The sequence below is a fragment of the Limosilactobacillus sp. genome, from assembly GCF_022482365.1.
In the GTDB taxonomy this organism is placed as follows: domain Bacteria; phylum Bacillota; class Bacilli; order Lactobacillales; family Lactobacillaceae; genus Limosilactobacillus.
The window spans coordinates 1983785-2006458 of the sequence record NZ_JAKVPE010000001.1 but is presented as its reverse complement, the minus strand read 5'-3'; the positions used below and the strand labels follow the sequence as shown (position 1 = coordinate 2006458).

Genomic DNA, 22674 nt, shown 5'->3' with positions numbered 1-22674 from the left:
TCGTTCATTCATAATTAAAGGAGTACAAAATGAAGCTTGAGCAAGAATTTAAACCACTAAAGAGCTATGAAGCCATCAACTGGAACGAGGTCTCGGACATGATCGACAAGGCCACCTGGGAAAAGCTGACCGAGCAGTTCTGGCTCGACACCCGGATCCCCGTCTCCAACGACCTCGACGACTGGCGGGAGCTTGATGATGATCACCGCTGGACCGTCAGCCACGTCTTCGGGGGACTGACCCTGCTGGACACGGTCCAATCCGAGGCCGGGATGACCGCCCTAAAGCAGGACGTCAAGACCAAGCACGAAACCGCCGTCTTAAACAACATCCAGTTCATGGAATCCGTCCACGCCAAGAGCTACTCCACCATTTTCTCAACCCTGAATACTCCTGACGAAATCGACGAAATCTTTAAGTGGTCCGATTCTGAGGAATACCTCCAAAACAAGGCCGTCCGCATCGCTAACATGTACCGCGACCCGAGCGAGGATCCACTGAAAAAAAAGGTTGCCAACGTCTTCTTGGAAACCTTCCTCTTCTACTCAGGCTTCTACACCCCGCTCTATTACCTGGGCCACAATAAGCTGAACAACGTTGCCGAAATCATCAAGCTGATCCTGCGGGACGAATCCGTTCACGGCACCTACATCGGCTACAAGTTCCAGGTCGGACTTCACGAGCGGACCGAAAAGCAGCAGCAGGACATGAAGGACTGGATGTACAACTTCCTCTACGACCTTTACAGCAACGAGGAAGACTACACCCACCTGCTGTACGATCAAATCGGCTGGACCAGTGACGTCTTGACCTTCATTCGCTACAACGCCAACAAGGCCCTGATGAACCTCGGTCAGGACCCGCTCTTCCCGGACACCGCCGCTGACGTCAATCCGGTGGTCATGAACGGGATCTCGACTTCGACCTCCAACCACGACTTCTTCAGTCAGGTGGGGAATGGCTACCGGCTCGGGGCCGTCGAAGCGATGAGCGACGACGACTACAACATCAAGGACCCGAACGCCGGCAAGGACAAGAACTCGCGTGATTAATTCAACAGACCCGTGTAACCATTCAATTGGCAGCACGGGTTTTCTTTTGGTCTTAATGTGAATTATTGTTCAATAACTGTATGAACTGAATTTTATGCAGTTCAGGCATCCAAAATTTATACCAATATTTTTCCTATGTGTGCAAGCATTATCCCAATAATGTTGTAAGCGAATACATCAATTTAACCATTGCTCAATGAATAACAAAGCGCTTGCTTTTCCAAATCTCCTATATTATTATGAATCATGTTCAAAGCGTAACAAACTATATTGACTTAAAGGAGCACTTTGTTATGGCTACAGCAAAAAAACAAACTACTGAAACAAAAGAAAACAAGCAACAACAAGCACAAGCAATGATTGACGACCTGATGGATAAGAGTCTGGCCGCCTTTGAAAAATTGCGTTACTATTCACAAGAACAGGTTGACAAGATCTGTCAGGCCATGGCCCTGGCAGCCGAAGAGCACCACATGGACCTGGCCGTGGACGCCGCTAACGAAACCGGTCGGGGGATCGCCGAAGATAAGGCCATCAAGAACATCTACGCCAGTGAATACATCTGGAACAACATTCGTCACGACAAGACCGTCGGCATCATCGAAGACAACGACGAAGACCAAACCATCACCATCGCCGACCCGCTGGGGGTAATCGCCGGGATCGTTCCCGTTACCAACCCAACCTCCACGACGATCTTCAAGTCAATCATCTCCGCTAAGACGCGGAACACGATCATCTTCTCCTTCCACCCGCAGGCCCTGAAGTCTTCCGTCAAGACCGCCAAGATCCTTCAGGAAGCCGCCGAAAAGGCCGGTGCACCGAAGAACATGATCCAATGGATTCCACAATGCAGCATCGAAGCCACAACGGCCCTGATCCAAAACCCACACACCGCTACCATCCTGGCAACTGGTGGTCCGGCCATGGTTAAGGCGGCCTACAGCTCCGGTAACCCGGCATTAGGGGTGGGCCCTGGTAACGGCCCGGCCTACATCGAAAAGTCCGCAAACATTGCCCGTTCCATCTACGACATTGTTTTATCCAAGACCTTCGATAACGGAATGATCTGTGCTTCCGAAAACTCCGTCGTTGTTGACGACGAGATTTACGATCAAGTCAAGGAAGAATTTAAGAAGTGGAACTGCTACTTCATCAAGCCAAACGAAATCAAGACCTTTACCGACGGCTTCATCGACCCTGACCGTCACCAGGTCCGCGGACCAATCGCCGGTCGTTCTGCCAACGCCATTGCCGAAATGTGTGGTCTGAAGAACGTTCCAGCCAATACCAAGGTCCTGATCGCCGAATACGACGGGGTTGGTGACAAGTACCCACTTTCCGCTGAAAAGCTGTCCCCAGTGCTGACCATGTACCGGGCAAGCTCCCGTGAGAACGCCTTTGACATCTGCCGGGCTCTCCTGCACTACGGTGGTGAAGGTCACACGGCCGCTATCCACACCTTAGACGACGACCTGATCACCAAGTACGGCCTGGAAATGCGTGCTTCCCGGATCATCGTCAACTCCCCATCCGGCATCGGTGGGATTGGTAACATCTACAACAACATGACCCCATCCCTGACCCTGGGGACCGGTTCCTACGGTGGTAACTCTGTTTCTCACAACGTTACCGACTGGGACCTCTTAAACATCAAGGTGATCGCGAAACGGCGGGAAAATCGTCAGTGGGTCAAGATTCCCCCAAAAGTATACTTTCAACGGAACTCGCTAAAAGAATTGCGGGATATCCCAAACATTGAACGGGCCTTCATCGTTACCGGCCCGGGGATGAGCAAGCGTGGTTATGTTCAACGGGTCATCGACCAACTGCGGCTCCGTCAAAACCGGACGGCCTACCTGGTCTTCGATGACGTTGAAGAAGATCCATCAACGAACACCGTTGAAAAGGGTGTTGCAATGATGAACGACTTCAAGCCGGACACCATCATCGCCCTCGGTGGTGGTTCACCAATGGACGCCGCCAAGGCAATGTGGATGTTCTACGAGCACCCAGAAACTTCCTGGTACGGCGTAATGCAGAAGTACCTCGATATCCGGAAGCGTGCTTACCAGATCAAGAAGCCGGTGAAGTCCCAACTGATCGGGATTCCAACTACTTCCGGGACTGGTTCCGAAGTGACCCCGTTCGCTGTCATCACCGACTCCAAGACCCACGTGAAGTACCCACTGGCCGACTACGCACTGACGCCAAACATCGCGATCGTTGACTCCCAGTTTGTGGAAACCGTTCCACCCAAGACTACGGCATACACGGGTTTAGACGTCATCTGCCACGCCACTGAATCCTACGTTTCCGTCATGGCAACCGACTACACCCGTGGTTGGTCGCTGCAAACCGTCAAGGGCGCGATGGAATACCTGCCGAAGTCAGTTGACGGTGACAAGCTGGCCCGGCGGAAGATGCACGACTTCTCCACGATGGCCGGGATGGCATTCGGTCAGGCCTTCCTCGGAATCACCCACTCCCTGGCTCACAAGATGGGTGGTGCCTTCGGTCTGCCTCACGGTCTGCTGATCGCGATCGCTATGCCACAGGTAATCCGCTTCAACTCCAAGCGGCCACAAAAGCTTGCCCTCTGGCCACACTACGAAACCTTCCACGCTACTAAGGACTACGCCGACCTGGCACGGTTCATCGGCCTGCAAGGCAATTCGGACGAAGAACTGGCAGAAGCTTACGCCCAGAAGTTCATCGAGGTTGCTCACCAGTGCGGTGTTAAGTTAAGCCTGAAGGACAACGGGGTTAGCCGGCAGAAGTTCAACAAGGTGGTCGACGAACTGGCCGTCCTTGCCTACGAGGACCAATGTACGACGACCAACCCGGTTGAACCACTCGTTAGCCAGCTGAAGGAACTCCTGGAACGCTGCTACGACGGTACCGGCGTTGAAGACGCTAAGTAATTGAATTTTCAAAACGAGACTGAATTTTCAGCCTCGTTTTTATTTTGCCTTAAGCTTTTTAATTTTATCCCAAATCCGCTCCACAGCCATTGGTACCGCCGCCCGGGCTTGATAATATTAAATTAGCATTTACCCCCAGACATAAAGGAGGCACACTAATGATTCAGGAATTCAAGGACTTCATTTCCCGTGGCAACGTGATCGACATGGCCGTTGGTATAATCGTCGGTTCAGCCTTTACGACCATCGTCAAAGACCTGGTCGACTACCTGATCAATCCCCTGATTGGGCTGTTCATCGGCAAGATCGATCTATCCAACATTATCCTAACCATTGGCGACGCCCAGTTTAAGGTCGGGGCCTTTCTCAACGCCGTCATTAACTTCCTCATCATTTCCTTCGTGGTCTTCCTGATGATTAAGGGGATCAATCACTTCCGTAAGGATAAACAGGAGGAAGAACAACCGGCGGAGCCAAGCCCAGAGGTTCAGTACCTTAAAGAAATTGCCGAAACGTTGAAGCAGCAGGAATCTGCGGTAGGCACGCAGCATGCGAAAGAGACCAAAGAGCGAAACTAAAAAACGAGGTTGGAAATTCCAGCCTCGTTTTTTACGTTTAATCAGTATATTCATTATCACCGGAAGTAGTGATCAGTTCTAGCGTGTTGGCGGCGTTCATGTTTTCCTCCACGACGCTCTGGTCATCCTTATCCTGACCATTAACCTCGTTGTCGCCACTGTCGGACTTCAGGCGGTAGCCGTCCGCGGAGATTGCGTGAGCCTCGTTATCACCGGAATCATTCTGAACGGCGTAGTGGCCGGTAATCGTCAGGCTGTGCGCATCGAATTCGCCGGAGGACAGGTTTGTCTGCCCACCGTTCAGCGTCAGGTCGCTCAGGTCAACGTCGCCGCTCTCATTGGTCAGCTTGACGTGCGTCAGGTCAACCCCGTTAACGGCCAGCTCGCCACTGTTCAAGGCAATACGGCCGCCCTTGATTTGGGCATCATATGGCAGGGTGATCGTCAGGTGATCACTGATGCCGTTGACGCTAAAGACGCTCCCGTTGTAGCTGCGGGTGCCGGATTGACGGACCCGCAGCGTCTTGTTCTTGACCGTCACCGTCGGCTTATTGCGGTCCAGGCCCCGGTAGCTGACCTTAAACTTATTGCCGTGCTTGATCGTCACGTTTGCCGAGTCAACATCCAGGTCAACGCGTTTGAAGTGCTTGCTGGTCAAATTCCAGCTGGCCTGGCGTTGCACCACCGGCCGACCGTTTTCAAAGGTGACGTTTTGGGCACCATGGTTGAAATAACCAATTGCCAAAGCCACCAGGCCGACAATCAGGACGAGCCAGCCGAACTTAAACATTTTCTTCATGATTATGCCTCCCCCCTGCGTGCCTGAATCTTTTGGTAAATGAACTTAGCAAAGTTGGCGACCGCCTGGGCCAGTAAGCGAACTAGCCAGTAAAGCAGCGGCAGGAAGATCATGAAAGCACCGACGCAGGCTAAGCCAATTCCCAGGTAGAAGAGGCCGGACATCGGGGCTGTAAAGAGCAGCCCGATCCCGGCATACAGGGTTGCGCAAGCGGCCACGGCAAAGGCACCGACAACCGCTACGGCCCCGGCGCCCAGGCCGATCAGACAGGCCGCCGCCGCAACCAGGACCACGATGGCCACCAAGCCAATTCCGAAGGTCAGCGGCGAGGCAATGATCGCCAGCAGGACCCACCAGAAGACCCGCCAGCTGGAATGGGTGCTGGCTGGTCGCCCCGTCATGGCCGACCGGGTATTGGCCTTAATCGAGTAGTCAGCCAGGATTTTCCGGCTGAGCTGCCGGGGCGTCCCTAATTTTTCCTCAATGGCACCCCGGCTCGTCAGGTTGCCATCTGCGATGAACTCGTCGTAAAACTCCAGGGCGTCCTGACGCTCCTCCTCGGTCAGTTGGCTGAGGTAGGTTGCCAGTTCGCTAATGTATTTCTCCCGTTCATTCATTGTTCTCATTCCCCTCCCCACTTGGATTAAAGATCTGGTCCAGACTCTGCTTGTAGTCATTCCAGAGCTTGCGAACCCGGGTTAAATGTTTCTTTCCCTCTTCGGTAATCTGGTAGTAGCGCCGGTTGCGACCCTGATAAGGCTGGTCGTAGGTCGTCACGAAGCCGTCCTTCTTCAATCGGCGCAGGACCGGATACATCGTCGATTCCGAAATCGTGATCACTTCCTGGATTCGTTGTGTCAGCGCGTAGCCGTAGTAATCCTGTCGTTCAAGGATCGCCAGCACAATGCCATCCAGGAGATCGGCGGTAATTTGGATTTTCATCAGGATCCCCTCCTTCATTTGATATTATATCTTATATAGTATTGTCTGTAAATAAATGTTGCATAATAAAAAAAAGCTGCTAATGAGTCTCATCAGCAGCTTAGACAAATGATTCCTTAACATTAGCGCCGTGGACGATCAGCCTCAGAAACCAGCTGAGAAACTGCCAGGCGGCCTGGTCGCCATAATCTTGAAATAGTATCTGCTTTTCCTTTCTCAGGTAAGCATTCTCTTATGCTCACTTTTATTGTACATGAGTTCCTCAATTGTATTAATGTGTGGAAATTGGAAAATAATTTAATAAACGATTATTTATTTTTGATTATCCTTTGACAAGATACAATAAAATAACGATGTATTTTGCGACTGATATCGCACAATTATGCAGGTGTTGGGCAAATCGACATTATTAACGCTTACTATTATTTGTGCTTTCTTTATAATAGAAAGTGATCAATGAGATTGGTCATTGATCATCTTTCTCAAATGTATTCTAAGGAGGGGTGTCTTATGTTTAACTTTGTATTTTGGGTTTTAGCCATTTGGTTTGTCGTCAATGTGGTATGGATGTGGTTTAAGCTCGATGATCAAAAATTACAAAAGACCTTCGCTTGGATTAACGTTTGTGCTATTGTAATTGGCTTCTGGGTCTACTACAGTGTCACCCACGACGCCAGTGCTATCGATGGCTGGTTCATCGCAATGAACTGGGCTAACATCGTGGTCGCTGCTCTGCAGTTCTACTTTGGCTACAAGAACATGACGAATGTGCACCACAACACACACCATGCAATGGGCTAAAAGTAAAAAAACAAGCGAAGTCATTAATTAATTGCGGATTTGGACAAGATTGCAGTCCAAATCCGCAATTTTTTGGGTTAAAAAATAAAATTCATTTCGGAAAGCGCTTGCATTTTGTGAATAAGCGAACTACAGTAGGGGCGTAAAGTAATCAAAAGATATTTTACTCATTTGTTGTTTTTATCTTTTTACTTTGGTTGGCTTTGTTGCTATGGGAGATGTTATTATGAAAGCCGCTGTTGTACGTGATGCCTGTGATGGTTACTTTGACATCAAGGATGTTGACCTCCGGGATCTGAAGGCCGGCGAAGCTTTGGTAAAGATCGAATACTGTGGACTCTGCCATACTGACCTGCACGTTGCTGCCGGTCAGTTCGGAAAGGTTCCCGGCCGGATTACCGGTCACGAGGGAATCGGCCGAGTCGTGAAGGTTGCTCCCGGCGTGACCTCCGTTAAGGTTGGTGACCGGGTTTCAATCGCCTGGTTCTACTCCGGCTGTGGTCACTGCGAATACTGTGTCAGTGGGAACGAAGCCCTGTGCCGGCACGTGCTGAACTCTGGCTACACCGTTGACGGTGCGATGGCCGAGTACTGCATCGTCAAGGCCAACTATGCCGTCAAGGTGCCTGAAGCCCTCGACCCGGTCAAGGCAACGTCCGTGACCTGTGCCGGGGTAACGACCTACAAGGCCATCAAGACCAGTCAAATCCGGCCAGGCCAGTGGATCGCAATGTATGGTGCCGGTGGTCTGGGCAACCTCGGTGTTCAGTGGGCTAAGAACGTCTTTAAGGCTCACGTTGTTGCCGTCGATATCAACGATGCCAAGCTCGAGTCCGCCAAGCAGGAAGGGGCTGACATTATTATCAACTCCGCCAAGACAGACCCAGCCAAGGAGATCCAGGACAAGGTCGGTGGCGTTCAAGCGGCGGTTGTCACCGCGACTGCGCCAATCTGCTATGATCAGGCGATTGCTTCCGTCCGTGCCGGTGGAAAGGTCGTCGCCGTTTCCCTGCCGAAGGGCAACATCGACGTCCCGATTTCCAAGACCGTCCTCGACGGGATTGAAATCATCGGCTCCCTGGTCGGTACCCGTCAGGACCTGGCGGAAGCCTTCCAGCTGGCAGCTGACGGTGGTATCAACCCGATTGTCCACACCCGGAAGCTCAGCGAGATCAACGACATCGTCGACGAAATGAAGAACGACGAGATCGTTGGCCGGATGGTCGTGGACTTCACCCACGGTGCTAATTAAAAATTTCCATGATTAGAGAGGTTGGGAATTAGCCCAACCTCTTTGCATACAAAAAAGGCCGCCAAATTGGCGACCTTTTTGTGTATTAATGAATGTTGACTACTTAAGGGTAACAGTAGCACCAGCGGCTTCAAGCTTTTCCTTGATGTCGTTAGCTTCGTCTTCCTTAACGTCTTCCTTGATAGCTGAAGGAGCACCGTCAACCAGGTCCTTAGCATCCTTCAGGCCGACACCAGTGATGTCCTTAACAGCCTTGATAACCTTAACCTTGGCCTGACCTGGTTCAGTCAGTTCAACAGTGAAGGTGTCCTTAGCAGCAGCAGCGCCACCGGCAGCACCGGCAACAGCAACTGGAGCAGCAGCAGAAACGTCGAATTCGTCTTCGATTGCCTTAACAAGGTCGTTAAGGTCAGAGATTGATGCTTCCTTTAATGAAGCAATGATAGCATCCTTATCAAAAGCCATGTTTATTTCCTCCAATATTTAGGTAATTGATTGTAAATTGATATTGAACCGATATACGGCAATTATGCGGCTTCGTCTTCCTTGTCGGCAATGGCCTTGACAGCACGGGCAATCTTCCGCATTGGATCTTGCAGTGCAGATGCAAGCATTGACAACAGTTCTTCGCGACCTGGCATAGTTGCGTATTCGTTGATTTCATCGAGAGTCTTAACGCTCTTTTCGATGAAGCCACCCTTGATTTCAAGAGCGTCGTGGTCATCAGCGAACTTCTTGATGATCTTAGCTGGGGCAATTGGGTCTTCGTTTGAGAAGGCAACGGCAGTAGGACCAGCAAAAGTACTCTTCAGGTCTTCGTAGTCAGTACCTTCAACGGCACGGTCAAGAATCTTGTTCTTGATAACTGACATCTTAACACCTGCGTCACGAAGCTGCTTCCGTAAGTCAGTAACTTCGGCAACGGTTAAACCACGGTAATCAACAACGATAGCTGTTTGGGCATCGTTCAGCAAGCCCTGAACGGACTTAACGACCTCAGCCTTCTTAGCAATAGCTGCTTCACTCATGAATTTTCACCTCCTGCAATGTATTTTTGATCGGATTTAATAAAAAATCCCTATGACCGCAGACATAGAGAAGGAATTTACATTTCTTCCTCGGCAGGCAACATTAAGGCTTTCGCCACCTGAGTCTTAGGCAGAGTCATATTTAATCAACTTTGACAGTTTAACATACCTACCCGGTCTCTGTAAAGGGATTTTTTATTTTTCCTGACTTTCCTGCAAACGCACCAGCTTGGCGTAGTAGCCATCCCTGGCCATCAGTTCGGCATGCCGGCCCCGTTCCACAATCTGGCCTTCCCGCAGGACCAGGATCTGATCCGCGTTTTGAATCGTGGCCAAGCGGTGGGCAATCGCGATTGTGGTCTGCTGGCTGCTCATCTTTTCGATGCTCTCGGTAATTACCTTTTCAGTGTGGGCGTCCACGCTGGCGGTGGCCTCATCCATGATCAGCACCAGCGGATGGCGGGCCATCACCCGGGCAAAGGCAATCAGTTGCCGCTGCCCCGCGGAAAGGTTGCCACCGTGCTCGCCCAGCAAGGTTTGGTAGCCCCGGGGCAGCTGTTCGATGAAACGATCGGCGTCAACGGCCCGGGCCGCCCGCCGAATGGCCTCGGGATCCGCCTCGGCGTTAAACATCCCGATGTTGTGGGCGATCGTCCCGTAGAAGATGACCGGTTCCTGAACAACCAGTCCCAGGCGCTGGCGCAATTCGTGCAAAGGATAGCGGCGAATGTCGACCCCGTCAATCAGGATCTGACCGCGTTGAAACTCGTAAAACCGCATCAGGAGATTGATGATCGAACTTTTTCCGCTGCCGGTATGGCCAACCAGGGCCACCGTCTGACCGGGTTCGACCGTAAAGGAGATATCCTTGAGCACCGGCTGATTCGGATCGTAGCCAAAGGTGACGTGACGAAATTCAATCCGACCGGCACCAATTTTCAAGGGCTCATCCCCCTGCTTGGGCTGGGTCGTTGGCCGGTCCAAGAGCGTGAAGACCCGGTTGGCGGCAACGATCCCCTCCTGGAAGGTCGCCAGGTTATCCATCACGCTGTTTAAGGGATTAAAGAAGTTCTGTTGATAGGCAATGAAGGCGTAGACCACCCCGGCGGCGACCATCGTCTGCTCGCTGCGGACACCGAAATAGCCCAAGGTGGCCGTCTCTGCCAGGATAAACATCAGGCTAACGATCGGGTACAGCAGGAAGGAATCGTAATTGATCAGCCGGTTGCGGCAATTGAAGTAGCGGGTGTTTTCTTTGTCAAAAGCCCGTTCCTGCCGTTTTTGTTGGCCAAATTGCTGAATGACCTCGATCCCGCTTAGGGCCTCGTTCAAGCGGGTATTTAACCGGCTCAGGCTGGCTCGGGCCCGTTGATAGACCGGAACACTGAGCTTTTGGTACCACCGAATCAAGAGCAAAATGATCAGGAGCAGGCCTAGGGTCAACCAAGCCAGCAGCGGGCTGACCAGCAGCATGGCCACAAAGGCCGCCACCAATCCGGTCACGGCGACGACCAGGTACAGAATCAGGTTCCAAAAGTTGTACAGGGTCTTGGTGTCATTGGTGACCCGGGAAACGATCTCACCGACCGGCGTTTCATCGAAGAAGCGAATCCCCAGGTAGTAAACGTGCCGGGCTAGCCGTTCCCGCAGGCTCTCCAACGTTCGTTCCGAGCCCATCGCAAAGCTGTAAGCCTCCACAAATTGCAAGAGGGCCTGGACCATCGTCAGGCCGAAGTAAATCCCCGCAAAAAGAACGATCCATTTGACTAGGACCGGACCGTGGCGCAGGTAGTGATCGATGTAGTACTGAATCAGACGTGGTAAAAGCAGGTTAACCACGCTCAGGGCCACCGCCATCCCGATTGCCAGGGCAAACTGCCACCAGAACGGCCGGGCCGCCTTAAAGAGCCGCCGTAGGACCGCAACCTGGCGCTGCCGGGTCAGTTTAGTGTGATTGTTCATCCAGGTCCGCCTCCAATCGTTGTCGCTGCTCTTGTTCCCGGAGCGTGTCCCGGTACCAGCCCGGCTGCTCTTGCAGGTCCGCCGGTCGTCCCTGTCCGGTCACGGTTCCGTTTTCCATCACCACCAGCCAGTCCAGCTGGGTGGCGGTGCTCAGCCGACTGGTCGTCATCACCATCGTCTGATCCCGCCGCGCTTCCAACCGTTGCTCGATCGCGGTGGCCGTTTCGGCATCCACCGCCGAGAGCGGGTCGTCTAGTATTAAGAGCCGGGTGTCACGCACCAGCGCCCGTCCCAGGGCCAGGCGCTGCTTTTGTCCGCCAGACAGGTTGGTCCCGTCCTGCCCAACCTCAGTATTGTATTGTTTAGGCATCCCGGCGATCTCATCGTCTATGGCAACCTCCTCGGCCACCGTCCGGATCCGGTTCGTTTTGGCAGCCGGATCGCCAAAGCGCAGGTTCTCCCCAATGGTTGTGGAAAAAAGAAAACTGGTCTGCGGGACGTAGCCAAGCTGGCGGCGATACTCGTCGAGCGGTAATTGCCGAATGTCCTGATTGCCCAGGGTAATGTGTCCCTGGTAGTGGTCAAAGTCACGGACCAGCAGGCGCAGGAGAGTCGACTTGCCACTGCCGGTCGGGCCGACGATTCCCACCTTGGCACCGGCCGGAACCGTGAAATGAACATCGTGCAAGGCCGGGCGGTGGCCATCGGGATACTGGAAGCTTTCCACCGCCACCGTTAATTGGCCAAAGGCAGGCCGCGCACCGGGTTCGGCCGGCAGCCAGGCCGTCTTCTCCTCCAAAAGATTGTTGATCCGGTCGTAACTGGCCCGCCCCCGCTCCAGGGTGTTAAAGAGCGTTCCAATCGCAAACAACGGCCAGACGAGCTCACCCAGGTAGGTGATCAGCGTGACCAATTGGCCGACCGTCAAGCGTCCCTGCCCGACGGCCCAGCCGCCAACGCCAATCGCCAGCACGTAGGAGAGGCCCATGATCAGGGTCGTTGCCGGACTGAAAAGGGCGTCCCAGAAGTAGGCCCGCAGGTTGGTGTGGAGGGCCCGATCAACGTAGTGGTGAAAGTCCGCTAGGTCGGCCTCTTCCTCGCCCAACGACTGAATGACCTTGATGCCACTAATGCTTTCCTGGGTCTTGTTATTCAGTTGACCAAACGCCTGCTGGGCCTGGCCGTAAGAATCATGAATCTTGTTGCCGAGGTGGTGAGCCAGGAGGACGAGCAACGGCATCGGCAACAGCGTAATGATCGTCAGACGCCAGCTCACGAAGACCCCCATTGCGATGATCATCGAACCCCCGGTGATCACCGAGTCCGCCAGGGTCAGGATTCCATAGGAGGCTACCTCACGCACGGCCTCGACGTCGTTCGTCGCGTGGGCCATCAAGTCCCCCGTTCGCCAACGCTGATAGAAGGTCGGGTCCATTGCCATAAAATGGGAGAATAGCCGGCTGCGCAATTGCCGCTCTAAAACGTAGGAGCTGCCGTACAACAGCTTTTGCCAGGCAAAGCGCAGGAAGTACTGAATGATGGCCGCGCCGACCATGATGCCCACTTGCCCGGCCAGCCAGGCGGCCGCCACCCGGTGGGCACTGATGGCGTCGACCACGTTGCCAATGATCCGGGCCGGCACCACGTTACAGATCGCCACCAAGAGCAGGGCGATCACCCCGCCCAGGTACTGCCGCCACTGCTGGTGAAAGAACCACCGCAGCTGTTTTAAGATTGCCATCGCATTTCCTCCTCCCCTTTGTACATAGATTCATGATAACCGGATTCCGTTACCATGTGAAATGCTTTTCACTGATGTGGATCGATCAGAAAATTGAATACCAGCTGCTATGCCCTAATCGTATTGCAACCATCATAAAATAAGTATTTTACATTAAGTAAGGGAGTCGTTAAAATCTATAGGTATAAGAGGGAGTGATTCTTTTGGATAATAACAATCAAGGCCACATTCGGCACACGCTCCAATCCCGCCACCTCTCGATGATCGCATTGGGCGGCACGATTGGGACCGGGCTATTCATCGCCAGTGGTTCGGCAATTACGACCGCCGGGCCGGGCGGGAGCCTGATCGCCTACTTCATCATGGGCCTGATGGTCTTCTTTTTGATGACCAGCCTGGCCGAAATGGCGACCTACAACCCCCGCAGCGGCTCCTTTGCCGAGTACGCCAACCGCTACGTTGACCCGGCCCTCGGCTTTGCCATGGGCTGGAACTACTGGTTCTGCGGGGCCATCACCGTGGCGGTGGAACTGTCGACCGTCGGGATCGTAATGAACTTCTGGTTCCCCCACGTGCCGCAGTGGATCTTTAGTCTCCTAGCATTTGCCATTATTTTTACGATTAACTACTTCTCCGTGCGCGCGTACGGGGAAACGGAATTCTGGTTAGCCCTGCTCAAGGTTGCGGCCGTCGTTATTTTCGTGATCGTCGGCATCGGCGTGATCCTCGGCCTGGTCGGCGGCCACCACGCCCTGGGCTTTAAGAACTTCACCTACAAGCAGGCGCCGTTCGTCAACGGCATCCCCGGGATCATCAGCGCCTTCGTCGTCTCCGGCTTCTCCTTTCAGGGAACCGAGATGGTCGGGATCGCGGCCGGTGAATCGGCGGATCCCAAGCACAGCGTTCCCAAGGCCATTCACGCGACCTTCTGGCGAATCCTGCTCTTCTACATTCTGACCATCTTCGTGATCGCCTGCATCCTGCCCTACACCAACAAGAACCTGCTGAGTTCAGACGTTCAGGACATCATCACCAGTCCGTTCACCCTGATCTTCCAGTATGCCGGGCTGCGCTACGCCGCTGGGATCATGAATTTTGTCATCCTGATCGCCGTTTTGTCGTCGGCCAACTCCTGGCTGTACGCGATCTCGCGGATTCTCTTCTCCCAGTCGATGGATGGTTTTCTCTGGAAGGGCTTCCGGGCGGTCAACCGGCGTGGGGTGCCAATCATCAGTTTCCTAGCGATGGCGGCCCTCAGTCTGGCGCTGTGGGCCCTGCAATTCATCGGGCCGAACGTCTACAACTACCTGATCTCGGCCACCAGCCTTGGTGGTTTCATGGAATGGCTTGGGATCGCGATCGCCCACTACCGCTTCCGCCGCGGTTTTTTGCGGCAGGGCCACACCTTGGATGAGCTCGACTACCACGCCGGTCTCTTCCCGTTTGGGCCGATCTTTGCCTTCGTTCTCTGCGTGATCGTGATTGCCGGTCAAAACATCGACGCCTTTGCCAAGCTCGACTGGTCCAACATCCTGATCACCTACATGTCCGTCCCGCTCTTCATCTTCTTCTACCTCTACTACAAGCTCCGTCACCACACGCATTTGGTGCCACTGGAAAAGATGAAACTGAAATAGTAAAAAAGTTGGCCGAAGGAAATTCTCCCGGCCAACTTTTTTGTCGTCTTAATACTTAAATCATATTTATTTAACGGCTTCCTGCAGCGCATCGCCAAGCTGCTTCATGCCGACCTTGATCTTGTCCTCCTGGGCATTGGAGTAGTTCAGGCGGAAAGTCCCCGGCTGAACGTCGCCGGCGAAGAACGGATCGCCAGGCACGAAGGCCACGTTGTGTTTCAGACATTCCTTGAAGAGCTCAACGGTATCGTCAACACCTGGTACTTCGACCCAGAGGAACATCCCCCCTTCTGGATCGGTGTACTTCACGCCCGCCGGGAAGTACTTCTTGATCCCGTCGGTCATCAGGTTCTTGCGCTTGCCATAGAGGTCACTGATCTCCTTGACGTGGGCATCGACATCGTTGTCTTCAAAGAACTGGGCTACGGCAAACTGGGCCAGGTTGTCCGTATGCAGGTCCGCGGACTGCTTCAGGACGGTCAGCTTGTCGACCACCTTCTTGTCGGCCACCAGCCAGCCCAGCCGGAAGCCAGGAGCCAGGATCTTGGAGAAGGTGCTCATGTACAGAACGTGGTCATCCTTGTCGAAGGACTTGACCGCCGGAACGTGCTTACCGGCAAAGCGAATCTCACCGTAAGGGTTATCTTCGAGGACGTAAACGTCGTACTTAGCCGCCAGTTCAGCCAGCTTTTGTCGGCGCTCAACGGCCATCGTTCGGCCGGTCGGGTTTTGGAAGTTTGGAACGGTATAAACCAGTTTGGTGTTCGGGTTGGCCTTTAAGGCGGCCTCCAGGGAATCCATCTTCATCCCCTCTTCGTCCATCTCAACCCCCACGAAATGAGCGCCATAGGACTTGAAAACGTCCAGGGCACACAGGTAGGTTGGCTGTTCCACCAGGACGGTGTCGCCGGGATCGATGAAGGCCTTGCCGACCAGGTCAATGGCCTGCTCAGAACCGGTCGTCACCAGGACATTATCCAGTTCGGCATGCACGTCTTCCTTGGCGGCAACGTGCTTCAAGATCAGCTCACGCAGGGCGGTAACCCCCTTGGCAGCCCCGTACTGCATTGCTTCTTGACCATGCTTATCGAAGACCTTGTCGACCGCCGCCTTCATTTCTTTAACTGGGAAAAGTTCGGGTGCCGGCAATCCACCAGCAAAGGAAATAATTTGCGGATCCGCCGCTGCCTTGAGGATTGCACCAACCGCATCCGTGCCGTCTGCTGGTACTCGTTTTGAAAATTCAACCATATTGTCGTCACTCCTTAAAATTTAATTTTTCTCATCAACTTTTCAGAATTGATGTTGCTAAGGAGTATACACCCAAAAATTTTGCTTGTTAAGGGGCAATTTTATTTTTCTTGGTCAGCCAGCCAAGCGCAAACCACCTGTTCATACCGCTCCGTCTGCTCGGCAAAGACCATGTGGCGGGCGTTTTGGAAGAGCTGCCAGCGAGCATTTGGCAGGTGATCAAACATTGTTTTGGCAACCAGGGGCGTACAGAGGTCGTTCGTCCCGTCGATCACCAAAGCCGGAATTTGAATTTCAGCCAGCCGGTCCGTGTACTCGTAGTCGCGTAGGTTGCCAAGCGGGTTGTATTCGTTCGGTCCCCAGGCACGGAGGTAGGCCTGCTCCCCACCCTGCTTTGGGCGGCGCAACGGTTCCGGCGATTGGGGCGTCACCCGCGCGGCAGCATGCAGCTCCATGAAGTGCTCGTTGGCCCGCAGGTAGGCCGGGGCGGTAAAGTTCCCGCTGCGCTCCGCGTTCAGGATGACCGCCTGCTCCTCTTCCGGCATGAAACCGATCAGGCGGTGCAGCTCGCTAGCCCAGAGTTTGGCCGAAGACAGGGTGCTCGAGAGGATCACCCCCTGAATACCCTGGGGCCGGTAGTCGCAGAGGTAGATGATTGCCAGCATTCCGCCCCAGGACTGGCCCAGCAGATACAAGCGGTCGAGGTTGAGGAAGTCACGAAGGTTTTCCAGCTCGGCCACCCAGATCTGGGCCGTGTAGACTTCTGGGTGGTCATCGGGAATCGTCGAGCGGCCGCACCCCAGCTGGTCGTACATGATCAGCTGGCGGCCGGCACGTACTGCCAAATCGTCTAAGAGCTCAAAGTAGTTGTGAGTCGAGCCCGGCCCACCGTGCAAAAGCAGGAGCGGGGCACGATCGGTCGGCTCACCGACGATCCGGCAGTAGGTCTGGTAGTTGCCAAAGGGAATCATCACTTCCCGCACTTTCATTACAGCGCACCTCCCTCTGGCAGCGCGGCTTGTTGCTGAGCAAAGTGCGCCAGGAATTGGGCAAACTCCGGCCGGTCATTCAGCGCGGGCACGACGTCGAACACTTCTCCGCCGTGGTCCAGAAAGCGCTGGTGATTTTCGACCTGATCCTCCTCAATTGTCTCCAGGCAGTCGGTGACAAAGGACGGCACGACCACCAAGAGTTTCTTGTGCCCCCGCTTGATCTCCTCCAAAATTTCGTCCTTCAGGTAGGGCTGGAGCCAGGGCATTGGGCCAAACTTCGACTGGTAGGTCATGATGATTTGTTCATCATCGATCGCCAGGAGCTGGCGCAACTTGGTCGTCGTCCGTTCCGTTTCCTCCTGGTAGGGGTCGCCGTGCTTGACCATCGAGACTGGGATCCCGTGGTAGGCGATGACGAGCCGATCGTATTCCCTCTGCTCCCAGGCCTCCTGAATATGGGTCGCCAGGACCTGAAGATAGTCGGGCTCATCGGCAAAACGATCGATCACGCGGATGGCGGGGTCCACCGCCCGCACCTGTTCGATGATCGACTGGGTTGTGCTCTGTGTGAAATGGGGGAAGAGCGAGAGGACAGTGATGTGCCGGCACTCCTTCTTCATTGCCCGCAGCGTCTCGTCGATTGCTGGGTGTTCATAGGTCATCGCCATACGGACGTCCCAATCAGGCAGGTATTCCTGTACCCGCTTGGTTAGGTTCGCCGTGTTGACGATCAGAGGCGAACCGTCCGGCAGCCAGCAGTGGCGGTAGGTGGCCGCCGAGCTTTTCGACCGGAATGGCAGAATCATCCCCTTGAGAATCGGCTGCCACAGGGCTGGCGGCATCGTGATCACGTTGGGATCCCCCAGAAATTCGTTCAGGTAGTGTTTGACGGCTGGGACGGTCGGCTCCTCTGGCGAACCCAGGTTGACGAGCAATAATCCATTTTCTTTCATCGGGCATAACCTCGCTTTTAGGAAAAATAAAAAGATTCCCAGTGGTGGTAGCTGAAAATCTTCTGCAATTCTGCCGTTATTATACTAGAAAGCCCGCTCGAAGACTAAGGATCCACCTCCTGTTCACTAAAAGAAAACCGCTTCTTCGCAGAAAATTCCCAAAAGCTGTTGACAAATTAGAAAATGATGAGTATTATAATCAAAAATTAAACGAGAAAAGCAATGCCCAGGAGAGTAGGTCGGGTTGCTGGCAGCAGCGACTTAGGATTTGGTGAAAGCTAAGCGAGGCGCCCGATCGAAAATCACCTGGAAGCTGAAGACCGAACCAAGTAAGTTCTTCTGGTACCGTCCACCATTATCCGGACCGCAGATTATTATGTCTGGTCGAGATGGAATTTTTCCATGAAGAAAAGGTGGTACCACGAGCAATTCGTCCTTTAAGCGTCAATCGATGCTTGAAGGACTTTTTTATTTAAGGGGGTGATGGTCATGAAAGACAGTGACATTAGTGGCATTCAAAAGATTCAGAGTTGCAAGCAGCAGTCCGCTGACCATTATCCGTGTGGGCAATAAAATAACGGGGAAGTGGTCAGCAGCAAACGAATTGGGGGAGTTAATGATGACCACGGTGAATGGTGAAGCGACAAGTGATACTAGGTTGAATTGAGACGGCTCCTCACCTCCCTTAGTATTTGTTGCGTAAAGGGGTGAAAAGAAGCGGCCGCACTCGCTTTATGCACTAACGACGAATTCAATGGAAACAGACTAGTTCTTTATTTCTTAGCCATATTAATAAACATTTTCCTTTCCACAGCGGAGAGCATTGCAAAAAGTGCTCTTCTTTTTGCGTTCTATCTCAATATTTTACGTATTTAAACAGTAAAGGGTAAAATCTCCCTTTTAATACCGATATGGTATAATAATGAGGTGATGAGATGGAATACTTCGCAAAAAGCAGGAAACTTACTAAAATTCTCAACAATCCTAAATTACTAGTGAAGAAATTCGGCACAGTCCGTTCCACTATCCAAATTATTGATCTTGTGGACTATCATTGAAAGGAAGAGTGCCATGCTACACCGTGAAAATCGGATCCGCCAGTACCACCTCAGTTCCGCTGCCGACCTAATTAGCGAGGTGATGCAAAGTCACAACGTTACACAGGCCGACCTTGCCAAGCGACTGGGAATCAGCCAAAAAAACGTTTCTGATATTTTAAACCGTAAACGTTATCTTACAGAAACCACCGCTTTACGGATTGAACACGTAATGGGGATTTCCAGTGAGCTTTTACTGAAGCTTGACGCTAATTATAAGCTTCGGTTAGCCAAGGAGAATAATACCGTTGCTAAGCCCAGCTCTCCTTCATCAATCTTTTTAAAACGCTACTCTTGGGCGTAAACAAAAAAGCCGCGAGCAAAAACTCGCGGCTTTTTCTGATCTAATTATTAAATTAGAAGGTTTCGAGATCAAGCGTAACGCTTGGGCCAAAAGTAGAGGCGATTGAAGCGTGCTTGATGTAAGTCCCACGAACTGAAGCAGGACGAGCCTTAACAACGATGTCTTCGATCGTCTTCAGGTTTTCAACCAGCTTGTCAGTGTCGAAGGAAACCTTACCGAATGGTACAGCAACGTTACCATCACGGTCAGTCCGGTAGGTAACTTGGCCGGCCTTGGCGTCAGAAACAGCCTTGGCAACGTCCATCGTAACCGTACCAGTCTTTGGGTTTGGCATTAAGCCCTTAGGTCCAAGGATCCGGCCCAGACGACCAACCTTTGGCATCATGTTTGGCGTTGCGATCGCAACATCAAAGTCGAGCCAGCCGTCTTGGATCTTTTCAACCAGGTCGTCGGAACCAACAAAGTCAGCACCGGCATCCTGAGCAGCCTTGGCGTTTTCACCGTCAGCAAAGACGATCACGGTTTGGTCCTTACCAGTACCGTTTGGCAGAACAACTGCACCACGTAATTGCTGGTCAGCCTGCTTAGTGTCAACGTTTAAGTTAAATGCCACTTCGATTGATGAGTCAAAGTTAGCAAAGTCAATATCTTTTACTAATTGAACCGCGTCGTTAACAGCGTATTCTTTCTTGCTGTCAACCTTCTTAAGCGCGTCTTGGTATTTCTTACCACGAGTCTTAGCCATCTTGTGTTTTTCCTCCTTGCAAATGTGGTCTAACGGAGTTAATACCTCCCACGGAGACACACTACTTTAAATAGTGCATCCGGACTGCTTAGCAACTAGTCTTCAACAGTGAAGCCCATGCTGCGTGCAGTACCTTCGATCATGCGCATCGCTGCTTCAACGTCAGCGGCGTTTAGATCCTGCATCTTCGTTTCGGCGATTTCCTTAACTTGTGCCTTGGTTACAGAAGCAACCTTGTTCGTGTTAGGTTCACCGGAACCGTGTTCAACACCAGCGGCCTTCTTCAGTAAGACAGCAGCAGGCGGCGTCTTAGTAATGAAGTCGAATGAACGGTCCTCATATACGGTAATTACAACTGGGATCAGCATACCCTTTTGGTCAGCGGTCCGGGCGTTGAATTCCTTCGTGAAGCCCATAATGTTAATACCTGCTTGTCCAAGTGCTGGACCTACTGGTGGAGCTGGTGTAGCGGCACCGGCAGGAATTTGCAACTTGACAACGTTAGCTACTTTCTTTGCCACGAGACAAAACCTCCTTAGTCCGTGTTGTGGTCATGATGAGGCAGTCAATTTTACCTCTCCCACAGTATGTCGAATAGCATACCATAAGAACATACCACAATTATTCAGTAAATTCAATCACATTTATAGACAATTAATCAATAATTTTAATTAAAAAGAGGAATAATCAACTAACAACTCCAATCAAAAGCTATTAACAATTAGTCAACACTTTCAATCAAATTTATTGACAATTAATCAATCATCACAATCAAGATTAGAAATAATTAATCAATAATTTTGAAAAATTATTCAGCGTCGGTGTCGACCTGGTCAAAGCCCAGTTCGGCGGACGTTTCCCGGCCGAACATCTCAACGTTGACCTTCAGCTTTTGCTTTTCGTGGTCAACCGCCGTTACCTTCCCGGTCAGGTCGGCAAATGGTCCGGCAATAACCTTGACCGTGTCGCCTTCCTTGACGTCCAGGTCGCTGACGGTAATCGTGGCTCCCATCCGCTTCATGATCCGCTCAACTTCTTCCGGCAGCAGCGGCGTCGGCTTGGAACCACCACCGTGTGAACCGAGGAAGCCGGTAACCCCCGGCGTGTTCCGGGCAATGTACCATGCCTGATCGGTCATGACCATTTCAACCAAGACGTAGCCCGGGAAGGTGTTTTCGACAACTTCCTTAGCCTGGCCGTCCTTCATCTGCCGAACGGTTTCGTTGGCAACGACCACCCGGAAAATGTAGTCCTGCATCCCCATTGACTGGGCCCGGGATTCCAGGTTGCTCTTGACCCGGTTTTCGTAACCGGAGTAGGTGTGCAATACGTACCAACGTTTTTCATGTGATTCCACGATAAGTCCTCCTTAAAATTTAATCGTTTTTTTCAATTGTTTTTGCCAAAATAAAAAACCCCGCGTTACACGAAGTTCACCACGGACAGTATAACAGACTTGTAGCCATTTGACCACTGGCTTAGACAAACAGCTTCATTAACAGCTGAATCAGCCAGTCAAACAGGGCAAAGAACAGCACGAAGAACAGGGTTAAAGAAATAACGATCGTCGTGTCGCGCCGGTTTTCCTTGGCGGTTGGCCAAACAACCAACTTCATTTCATGACAAACACTTTTGGTAAATCGAATTAAGTGCATACTAGCCTCCACCTACTTGCTCTCGCGGTGAAGCGTGTACTCCCCGCAATGCTTACAGAATTTCCGTAATTCTAATCTTGATTCTCGTTGCGGGTTAGCGGTGATCGTGTAGTTGCGCGCACCGCATTTCGTACATTCCAAGGCAACTTTCTTTTGGGACATACACTCCGCCTCCATTCAATCAATAGGTTAGCACGAAAAGCACTTTTAAAGCAACAAATTGTGAATAGGAAGCAACAAAAGCGGGGCGTAAGAGTACGCCCCGCTTTTGTTTCCCACCTTATCTTCCAATTATTCTTTTCGTTCTACCATTCCCTTAATTCCTTGATGAGCTTATTGCGGCCACGAGCCAGTGCGGCGTGGACCTTTTGCTCCGTGCAGTCCAGCTGCTGGGCAATCTCCCGGTGACTTTTGCCCTCGTGGAGTAGGCACAGCACTTCCAACTCGAAGGGTGAGCACTTCTTGGCGAAACTGAGCAGACAGTCCTGGCAATAAGCCTCCTCGTCCGGAATTGTGCAGTGGGCGTCGACTAAGTATTCGGTTTTAACGGTTCCCAATGGTGCTAACCGTTCTGCCGGGATCCGTTTACAAGCCTGCCGTGCCCGGTAAAGGTCCAGAAGCCGGTTAATCAGGCTCTGCTTGTAAAAACCAGCAAATTGGCTCAACGACCGACCGTGGTAAGAACGAAGCGTCCGGACGAGAACCAGTTCGGCCTCCTGTCGCCAGTCCTCTAATTCAAGTCCCGGAATGTAGTATTGTTGCCAAAGGCGGCGAATCATGGGTCGATAGCATTTAAGCAGCGCAGTGAAATCTTGACTGTCGCCACTTTTCGCCCGGTCCAACATCATTAAGTCGACTAAGTAATCGTATTGTTTGGTGCAGTGCAGCATTTGCATTGCCCCCTCCCTTTAATATTCGATACCGTCATAATCTTAACTCCCTTGTCAGGTTCAGCCATCAC

The 22674-nt window shown here is 52.3% G+C and carries 23 protein-coding genes and 2 other annotated features; of the genes, 7 read left to right on the top strand and 16 right to left on the bottom strand.

From position 1 onward, the window contains the following. Positions 1-29: 29 nt before the first annotated feature. The 3 genes from nrdF (at position 30) to mscL (ending at position 4554) form a co-directional block, all read left to right on the top strand. Complete coding sequence (gene nrdF, locus LKE23_RS09430; protein WP_291977092.1) at positions 30-1052, top strand: class 1b ribonucleoside-diphosphate reductase subunit beta; 1023 nt, start codon at positions 30-32, stop codon at positions 1050-1052. A gap of 293 nt (positions 1053-1345) precedes the next feature. Then, positions 1346-3976, top strand: coding sequence for a bifunctional acetaldehyde-CoA/alcohol dehydrogenase (adhE, locus tag LKE23_RS09425; protein ID WP_291977091.1), 2631 nt, complete (start codon positions 1346-1348; stop codon positions 3974-3976). Positions 3977-4134: 158 nt separating this feature from the next. Continuing rightward, on the top strand, positions 4135-4554 hold the full coding sequence (gene mscL, locus LKE23_RS09420) for a large-conductance mechanosensitive channel protein MscL (protein ID WP_291977089.1): 420 nt from the start codon (positions 4135-4137) through the stop codon (positions 4552-4554). A 37-nt stretch (positions 4555-4591) separates the two neighbouring features. Here the strand turns inward: mscL and LKE23_RS09415 are convergent, their stop codons facing one another. From LKE23_RS09415 to LKE23_RS09405, 3 genes are read right to left on the bottom strand one after another with little or no spacing between them, the layout of a single operon-like run. Next, positions 4592-5353: a DUF4097 family beta strand repeat-containing protein gene (locus LKE23_RS09415; RefSeq protein ID WP_291977088.1), complete on the bottom strand. Its 762-nt coding sequence runs from the start codon at positions 5351-5353 to the stop codon at positions 4592-4594. Positions 5354-5355: 2 nt separating this feature from the next. Further along, positions 5356-5979: a DUF1700 domain-containing protein gene (locus LKE23_RS09410; RefSeq protein ID WP_291977086.1), complete on the bottom strand. Its 624-nt coding sequence runs from the start codon at positions 5977-5979 to the stop codon at positions 5356-5358. Then, positions 5963-6295: a PadR family transcriptional regulator gene (locus LKE23_RS09405; RefSeq protein ID WP_291977085.1), complete on the bottom strand. Its 333-nt coding sequence runs from the start codon at positions 6293-6295 to the stop codon at positions 5963-5965. Before LKE23_RS09405 ends, LKE23_RS09410 begins: the two co-directional genes overlap by 17 nt. 510 nt (positions 6296-6805) lie before the next feature. Between LKE23_RS09405 and LKE23_RS09400 the strand changes: the two genes are divergently transcribed. Together LKE23_RS09400 and adhP are read left to right on the top strand one after the other, a co-directional pair. Next, entirely contained in the window at positions 6806-7096 is a 291-nt protein-coding gene (locus LKE23_RS09400) for a hypothetical protein (protein ID WP_291977084.1), read from the top strand. 226 nt (positions 7097-7322) lie between these two features. Then, positions 7323-8348: an alcohol dehydrogenase AdhP gene (gene adhP, locus LKE23_RS09395; RefSeq protein ID WP_291977083.1), complete on the top strand. Its 1026-nt coding sequence runs from the start codon at positions 7323-7325 to the stop codon at positions 8346-8348. Positions 8349-8447: 99 nt separating this feature from the next. On the opposite strand, the gene rplL is transcribed toward adhP, so the two are convergent. From rplL to LKE23_RS09375, 4 genes are all read right to left on the bottom strand, one after another. Further along, the gene (gene rplL, locus LKE23_RS09390) at positions 8448-8813 is read right to left on the bottom strand and encodes a 50S ribosomal protein L7/L12 (protein WP_291977081.1); all 366 of its coding nucleotides are present in this window, start codon (positions 8811-8813) and stop codon (positions 8448-8450) included. A gap of 62 nt (positions 8814-8875) precedes the next feature. Beyond that, the gene (gene rplJ, locus LKE23_RS09385; RefSeq protein ID WP_291977080.1) at positions 8876-9376 is read right to left on the bottom strand and encodes a 50S ribosomal protein L10; all 501 of its coding nucleotides are present in this window, start codon (positions 9374-9376) and stop codon (positions 8876-8878) included. Between the two features lie 32 nt (positions 9377-9408). Beyond that, positions 9409-9525 (bottom strand) — a sequence feature (ribosomal protein L10 leader region). Positions 9526-9571: 46 nt separating this feature from the next. Next, positions 9572-11338 carry an ABC transporter ATP-binding protein gene (locus tag LKE23_RS09380; RefSeq protein WP_291977079.1) on the bottom strand — a complete coding sequence of 589 codons (1767 nt, stop codon included), beginning with the start codon at positions 11336-11338 and terminating at the stop codon, positions 9572-9574. Beyond that, on the bottom strand, positions 11322-13079 hold the full coding sequence (locus tag LKE23_RS09375; RefSeq protein ID WP_291977078.1) for an ABC transporter ATP-binding protein: 1758 nt from the start codon (positions 13077-13079) through the stop codon (positions 11322-11324). Before LKE23_RS09375 ends, LKE23_RS09380 begins: the two co-directional genes overlap by 17 nt. Positions 13080-13339: 260 nt before the next feature. Here LKE23_RS09375 and LKE23_RS09370 point away from each other — a divergent pair, with 260 nt between their 5' ends. Further along, a complete protein-coding gene (locus tag LKE23_RS09370) occupies positions 13340-14716 on the top strand; it encodes an amino acid permease (protein ID WP_434737618.1) in 1377 nt (458 codons plus the stop codon). A gap of 66 nt (positions 14717-14782) precedes the next feature. Here the strand turns inward: LKE23_RS09370 and LKE23_RS09365 are convergent, their stop codons facing one another. From LKE23_RS09365 to hemH, 3 genes are all read right to left on the bottom strand, one after another. Further along, on the bottom strand, positions 14783-15967 hold the full coding sequence (locus LKE23_RS09365) for an aminotransferase-like domain-containing protein (RefSeq protein ID WP_291977077.1): 1185 nt from the start codon (positions 15965-15967) through the stop codon (positions 14783-14785). A 101-nt stretch (positions 15968-16068) separates the two neighbouring features. Beyond that, entirely contained in the window at positions 16069-16956 is an 888-nt protein-coding gene (gene pepI / locus LKE23_RS09360) for a proline iminopeptidase (protein ID WP_291977076.1), read from the bottom strand. Then, on the bottom strand, positions 16956-17912 hold the full coding sequence (hemH, locus tag LKE23_RS09355) for a ferrochelatase (RefSeq protein WP_291977074.1): 957 nt from the start codon (positions 17910-17912) through the stop codon (positions 16956-16958). The genes pepI and hemH overlap by 1 nt, the downstream gene beginning before the upstream one ends. Before the next feature lie 213 nt (positions 17913-18125). Continuing rightward, positions 18126-18353, top strand: a binding site (T-box leader). 630 nt (positions 18354-18983) lie between these two features. Here hemH and LKE23_RS09350 point away from each other — a divergent pair. Beyond that, positions 18984-19313 carry a HigA family addiction module antitoxin gene (locus tag LKE23_RS09350; protein ID WP_267202105.1) on the top strand — a complete coding sequence of 110 codons (330 nt, stop codon included), beginning with the start codon at positions 18984-18986 and terminating at the stop codon, positions 19311-19313. A gap of 52 nt (positions 19314-19365) precedes the next feature. Here LKE23_RS09350 and rplA read toward each other — a convergent pair whose 3' ends face one another. The 6 genes from rplA to LKE23_RS09320 all read right to left on the bottom strand — a co-directional run bounded on the left by rplA (position 19366) and on the right by LKE23_RS09320 (position 22609). Beyond that, the gene (rplA, locus tag LKE23_RS09345; RefSeq protein WP_291977073.1) at positions 19366-20058 is read right to left on the bottom strand and encodes a 50S ribosomal protein L1; all 693 of its coding nucleotides are present in this window, start codon (positions 20056-20058) and stop codon (positions 19366-19368) included. Between the two features lie 95 nt (positions 20059-20153). Next, a complete protein-coding gene (gene rplK, locus LKE23_RS09340; protein ID WP_003717526.1) occupies positions 20154-20579 on the bottom strand; it encodes a 50S ribosomal protein L11 in 426 nt (141 codons plus the stop codon). A 287-nt stretch (positions 20580-20866) separates the two neighbouring features. Next, entirely contained in the window at positions 20867-21415 is a 549-nt protein-coding gene (gene nusG / locus LKE23_RS09335) for a transcription termination/antitermination protein NusG (RefSeq protein WP_291977069.1), read from the bottom strand. Between the two features lie 121 nt (positions 21416-21536). Continuing rightward, positions 21537-21713, bottom strand: coding sequence for a preprotein translocase subunit SecE (gene secE, locus LKE23_RS09330; protein ID WP_291977068.1), 177 nt, complete (start codon positions 21711-21713; stop codon positions 21537-21539). A gap of 12 nt (positions 21714-21725) precedes the next feature. Further along, a complete protein-coding gene (gene rpmG, locus LKE23_RS09325) occupies positions 21726-21875 on the bottom strand; it encodes a 50S ribosomal protein L33 (protein WP_267202109.1) in 150 nt (49 codons plus the stop codon). A gap of 143 nt (positions 21876-22018) precedes the next feature. Continuing rightward, on the bottom strand, positions 22019-22609 hold the full coding sequence (locus LKE23_RS09320; RefSeq protein WP_291977066.1) for a sigma-70 family RNA polymerase sigma factor: 591 nt from the start codon (positions 22607-22609) through the stop codon (positions 22019-22021). Between the last annotated feature and the right edge of the window lie 65 nt (positions 22610-22674).